Genomic DNA, 5,886 nt, shown 5'->3' on the forward strand with positions numbered 1-5,886 from the left:
CCACCCCCTGTCGTGCTCCATCTCCCCAGCTGCCGTTTTTTGGGTGGGGGTTCCCCCCCCCCCCCCCCCGATAGGGCCCTTGAATCCCTCCACAAGAAGCTGGAAGCTTGCTGTATCAGCTCCCGAGAGATTCCAGCCCATGGCCCGCCTGCCCACCGCCATCAACCTGCACAAAGCCTCGAAGACCCTCACCCTCACCTACGCCCCCGGCGAGGTCTACCACCTGCCTGCCGAGTTCCTGCGGGTGCACTCCCCCTCCGCCGAGGTCCAGGGCCACGGCAATCCCATCCTGCAATTTGGCAAGATCAACGTAGGCCTCAGCGGCCTGGAGCCTGCCGGCCAATACGCACTGAAACTGACCTTCGACGACGGCCATGACTCAGGGTTGTTCACCTGGGAATACCTCGAACAACTGTGCCTGCGCCAGGAACAGCTGTGGGCCGAGTATCTGGATGAACTGCACAAGGCCGGCAAATCCCGCGACCCCGCCGAGTCGGTCGTCAAGCTGATGCTCTAGCGCGGGGCCTCCAGGTTTTAGAGCGCATTTTCTAATCTCATCTGCTTGAATGCGTGGATGGCGGCCAAAGACTGGCTGTCTTGCGCATTACATGAAAGTCGGGTAACCAATGGAGCTGGCAAGTTCCCTGCATCGCCTTTTCGGCAAGCAGGGCCAGGCCGGTATGTAGAGGTCGCGAGCGAAAGCAGGTTGTCTTCACACGCAGAAACCCCCGCAGCTCATCATCGACACGCATCCGGTCGCAGCACCGCTGTTCCTTATCACTGGTCACCCGAGTAGCAGTACCGGGCTGTCACAGCACACCGGTACTCGTCTCAGGACAACGGAGCGTCGTAGATGAGTAACAAGAACAACGATGAGTTGCAGCGGCAGGCCTCGGAGAACACCCTGGGGCTGAACCCGGTCATCGGCATTCGCCGTAAGGATTTGCTCACGTCGGCGCGCACGGTATTGCGCCAGGCGGTTCGCCAGCCACTGCACAGTGCCAAGCACGTGGCGCATTTCGGCCTGGAACTGAAGAACGTGCTGCTGGGCAAATCCAGCCTGCAGCCCGGTGGCGACGACCGTCGCTTCCAGGACCCGGCCTGGAGCAACAACCCACTGTACCGGCGCTACCTGCAGACCTACCTGGCCTGGCGCAAGGAACTCAACGACTGGATCGGCGAAAGCGACCTGTCGCCCCAGGACATCACCCGTGGCCAGTTCGTCATCAACCTGATGACCGAAGCCATGGCACCGACCAACACCCTCTCCAACCCGGCGGCGATCAAGCGCTTCTTCGAAACCGGCGGCAAGAGCCTGCTCGACGGGCTGTCCAACCTCGCCAAGGACATGGTCAACAACGGCGGCATGCCCAGCCAGGTGAACATGGAAGCCTTCGAGGTGGGCAAGAACCTGGGCACCAGCGAAGGCGCGGTGGTGTACCGCAACGACGTGCTCGAACTGATCCAGTACAAACCCATCACCGAGCAGGTGCACAGCCGCCCGCTGCTGGTGGTGCCGCCGCAGATCAACAAGTTCTACGTGTTCGACCTGAGCCCGGAAAAGAGCCTGGCGCGCTTCTGCCTGCGCTCGCAGCAGCAGACCTTCATCATCAGCTGGCGCAACCCGACCAAGGCCCAGCGCGAGTGGGGCCTGTCCACCTACATCGACGCCCTCAAGGAAGCGGTCGACGCGGTGCTGGCGATCACCGGCAGCAAGGACCTGAACATGCTCGGCGCCTGCTCCGGTGGCATCACCTGCACCGCGCTGGTGGGCCACTACGCGGCCCTGGGCGAGAAGAAGGTCAACGCCCTGACCCTGCTGGTCAGCGTGCTCGACACCACGATCGACACCGAGGTGGCGCTGTTCGTCGACGAGCAGACGCTGGAGGCCGCCAAGCGCCACTCCTATCAGTCCGGGGTGCTCGAGGGCAGCGACATGGCCAAGGTGTTCGCCTGGATGCGCCCCAACGACCTGATCTGGAACTATTGGGTCAACAACTACCTGCTGGGCAATTCACCGCCCGTGTTCGACATCCTGTTCTGGAACAACGACACCACGCGCCTGCCGGCCGCCTTCCACGGCGACCTGATCGAAATGTTCAAGAACAACCCGCTGATCCGCGCCAATGCCCTGGAGGTGTGCGGTACCGCCATCGACCTGAAGCAGGTCGACTGCGACATCTTCAGCGTCGCCGGTACCGCCGACCACATCACCCCGTGGCAGTCGTGCTACCGCTCGGCGCACCTGTTCGGCGGCAAGATCGAATTCGTGCTGTCCAACAGCGGACATATCCAGAGCATCCTCAACCCGCCGGGCAACCCCAAGGCGCGCTTCATGACCGGTGAAGACCGCCCGGACGACCCGCTGGCCTGGCAGGAGAACGCGGTCAAGCACGCCGACTCCTGGTGGCTGCACTGGCAGACGTGGCTGGGCGATCGCGCCGGGGACCTGAAGAAGGCGCCGACCCGGCTGGGCAACCGCACCTATGGCGCAGGCGAGGCCGCACCGGGAACCTACGTGCACGAGCGTTGAGCCCAACCGCCGTGATGTGCCGGCAGGCGCATCGCGGCGCTACCTTCACCCCAGAGTCACGCGTATGCCGCAACCCTACATCTTCCGCACCGTCGAGCTGGACGATCAGTCCATCCGCACCGCGGTGCGCCCGGGCAAGCCGCACCTGACGCCGTTGCTGATCTTCAACGGCATCGGCGCCAACCTCGAACTGGTGTTCCCGTTCATCGAGGCGCTGGACCCGGACCTGGAAGTGATCGCCTTCGACGTGCCCGGGGTCGGCGGCTCGTCGACGCCGCGCCACCCGTACCGCTTCCCCGGCCTGGCCAAGTTGACCGCGCGCATGCTCGACTACCTCGACTACGGCCAGGTCAATGCCATCGGTGTGTCCTGGGGCGGGGCGCTTGCCCAGCAGTTCGCCCACGACTACCCCGAGCGCTGCAAGAAGCTTGTGCTGGCCGCCACCGCCGCCGGTGCGGTGATGGTGCCGGGCAAGCCCAAGGTGCTGTGGCTGATGGCCAGCCCCCGGCGTTACATCCAGCCCTCCCACGTGATCCGCATCGCCCCCATGATCTATGGCGGCGCCTTTCGCCGCGACCCGGACCTGGCGCTGCACCACGCCTCGAAAGTGCGCTCCGGCGGCAAGATGGGCTACTACTGGCAGCTGTTCGCCGGGCTCGGCTGGACCAGCATCCACTGGCTGCACAAGATCCAGCAACCCACCCTGGTGCTGGCCGGCGACGACGACCCGCTGATCCCCCTGGTCAACATGCGCCTGCTGGCCTGGCGGATTCCCAATGCCCAGCTACACATAATCGACGATGGCCACCTGTTCCTGATCACCCGGGCCGAGGCCGTCGCCCCGATCATCATGAAATTCCTCCAGCAAGAGCGCCAGCGCGCGGTCATGCACCCCCGGCCCGCCTCGGGCGGCTGATGCCCGCCCCGCGCACGGAGTACGCGCGGGCCTTCTTGCTGTGTTCTGACGATGGAGTGTTGGCATGAAAGACAAACCGGCAACAGGGACGACACCGGTCCCGGCCACCAGCATGAACGTGCAGAACGCGATCACTGGCCTGCGCGGCCGCGACCTGCTTTCGACGCTGCGCCATGTCGGCCGCCATGGCCTGCGCCACCCGCTGCACACGGCAAAACACCTGCTGGAGCTGGGCGGCACCCTGGGCCGGGTGATGCTCGGCGACACCCCCTTCCAGCCACACGCGCGCGACAGCCGCTTCAGTGACCCCACCTGGAGCCAGAACCCGTTCTACCGGCGCAGCCTGCAGGCCTACCTGGCCTGGCAGAAACAGACCCGCCTGTGGGTCGAGGAAAGCTCGCTGTCCCACGATGATCGCGTGCGCGCGCAGTTCCTGTTCAACCTGATCAACGACGCCATCGCCCCGAGCAACTCACTGCTCAATCCGCTGGCGGTCAAGGAGCTGCTCAACACCGGCGGCCAGAGCCTGCTGCGTGGCGTTGGCCACTTGCTCGACGACCTGCGCCACAACGACGGGCTGCCACGCCAGGTGGACGAGCGCGCCTTCGAGGTCGGCGGCAACCTCGCCGCCACGCCTGGCGCGGTGGTGTTTCGCAATGAGCTGCTGGAGCTGATCCAGTACAAGCCGATGAGCGAAAAGCAGTACGCCCGGCCAGTGCTGGTGGTGCCGCCGCAGATCAACAAGTTCTACATCTTCGACCTCAGCCCGACCAACAGCTTCGTCCAGTACATGCTCAAGAACGGCCTGCAGGTGTTCATGATCAGCTGGCGCAACCCCGACCCGCGCCACCGCGAGTGGGGCCTGTCGAGCTACGTGCAGGCACTCGAAGAGGCGCTCAACGCCTGCCGCAGCATCAGCGGCAGCCGCGACCCGAACCTGATGGGCGCCTGCGCCGGCGGCCTGACCATGGCCGCGCTGCAGGGCCACCTGCAAGCCAAGAACCAACTGCGCAAGGTGCGCAGCGCCACCTACCTGGTGAGCCTGCTCGACAGCCAGTTCGACAGCCCCGCCAGCCTGTTCGCCGACGAACAGACCATCGAGGCGGCCAAGCGCCGCTCGTATCAGCGCGGCGTGCTCGACGGCGGCGAGGTGGCGCGGATCTTCGCCTGGATGCGGCCCAACGACCTGATCTGGAACTATTGGGTCAACAACTACCTGATGGGCAAGACCCCGCCGGCCTTCGACATCCTCTACTGGAACGCCGACAACACCCGCCTGCCGGCCGCCCTGCACGGCGACCTGCTGGACTTCTTCAAGCACAACCCGTTGCCCCACCCCGACGGGCTGGAGGTGTGCGGTACGCCCATCGACCTCAAGCAAGTCGACCTGGACAGCTTCACCGTGGCTGGCAGCAACGACCACATCACCCCCTGGGACGCGGTGTACCGCTCGGCCCTGCTGCTGGGTGGCGAGCGGCGCTTCGTGCTGTCGCACAGTGGGCATATCCAGAGCATCATCAACCCGCCCGGCAACCCCAAGGCCTACTACCTGGATAACCCCAAGCTGTCCGGTGACCCGCGCGCCTGGTTCTACGATGCCGAGCGCCGCGACGGCAGCTGGTGGCCGCAGTGGCTGGAGTGGATCGGCCAGCGCTCCGGTACGCTCAAGGTACCGCGCACCGAGCTGGGCAACGCCACCTACCCACCGCTGGCCCCCGCGCCAGGCACCTACGTACTGGCACGCTGACTGAATGAAGACCCGCGACCGCATCCTCGAATGCGCCCTGCTGCTGTTCAACCGCCAGGGCGAACCTAACGTCTCGACCCTGGAGATCGCCAACGAACTGGGGATCAGCCCAGGCAACCTGTACTACCACTTCCACGGCAAGGAGCCGCTGGTGATCGGCCTGTTCGAGCGCTTCGAAGAACAGCTGATGCCGCTGCTCGACCCACCGCTGGACGTGCGCCTGGACGCCGAGGACTACTGGCTGTTCCTGCACCTGATCGTCGAACGCATGGCCCAGTACCGCTTCCTGTTCCAGGACCTGTCCAACCTCACCGGGCGCCTGCCCAAGCTGGCGCGGGGCATGCGCAGCCTGATCAACGCGCTCAAGCGCACCCTCGCCGCGCTGCTGGCCAGCCTCAAGAGCCAGGGCCTGGTGACCAGCGAAACGCAAGCCTTGGGGCAATTGGTGGAACAGATCGCCCTGACCCTGATCTGTTCGCTGGATTACCAGCGGGTACTGGGGCGTGAAGGCGATGTGGGGGTGGTGGTGTACCAGGTGATGATGCTGGTGGCGCCGCACTTGCAGGCGCCGGCGCGCACGGCGGCGGAGCAGCTGGCGATGAGGTATCTGGAGGGGTGAAATGATCGCGGGGCAAGCCCGCTCCCCCCATTCCCCAGGGGGGGTTGGGTTTCCCCCCAATGGAGGGGGCG

Annotated in this window: 5 protein-coding genes; all 5 read left to right on the forward strand. The window is 65.3% G+C overall.

The features are described 5' to 3' along the window. Positions 1-139: 139 nt before the first annotated feature. The 5 genes from ACO6VM_RS19055 (at position 140) to ACO6VM_RS19075 (ending at position 5,815) form a co-directional block, all read left to right on the forward strand. Entirely contained in the window at positions 140-517 is a 378-nt protein-coding gene (locus tag ACO6VM_RS19055) for a gamma-butyrobetaine hydroxylase-like domain-containing protein (RefSeq protein WP_125465841.1), read from the forward strand. A gap of 336 nt (positions 518-853) precedes the next feature. Next, positions 854-2,533 carry a class II poly(R)-hydroxyalkanoic acid synthase gene (gene phaC, locus ACO6VM_RS19060; RefSeq protein ID WP_390965787.1) on the forward strand — a complete coding sequence of 560 codons (1,680 nt, stop codon included), beginning with the start codon at positions 854-856 and terminating at the stop codon, positions 2,531-2,533. Between the two features lie 64 nt (positions 2,534-2,597). Continuing rightward, positions 2,598-3,449 carry a poly(3-hydroxyalkanoate) depolymerase gene (gene phaZ, locus ACO6VM_RS19065; RefSeq protein ID WP_125465843.1) on the forward strand — a complete coding sequence of 284 codons (852 nt, stop codon included), beginning with the start codon at positions 2,598-2,600 and terminating at the stop codon, positions 3,447-3,449. A gap of 64 nt (positions 3,450-3,513) precedes the next feature. Further along, positions 3,514-5,196, forward strand: coding sequence for a class II poly(R)-hydroxyalkanoic acid synthase (gene phaC / locus ACO6VM_RS19070; RefSeq protein ID WP_422403652.1), 1,683 nt, complete (start codon positions 3,514-3,516; stop codon positions 5,194-5,196). A gap of 4 nt (positions 5,197-5,200) precedes the next feature. Continuing rightward, a complete protein-coding gene (locus tag ACO6VM_RS19075) occupies positions 5,201-5,815 on the forward strand; it encodes a TetR/AcrR family transcriptional regulator (protein ID WP_125465845.1) in 615 nt (204 codons plus the stop codon). The last annotated feature ends 71 nt before the right edge of the window (positions 5,816-5,886 follow it).

Source organism: Pseudomonas sp. GZD-209 (assembly GCF_049310485.1).
Lineage (GTDB): Bacteria > Pseudomonadota > Gammaproteobacteria > Pseudomonadales > Pseudomonadaceae > Aquipseudomonas > Aquipseudomonas sichuanensis.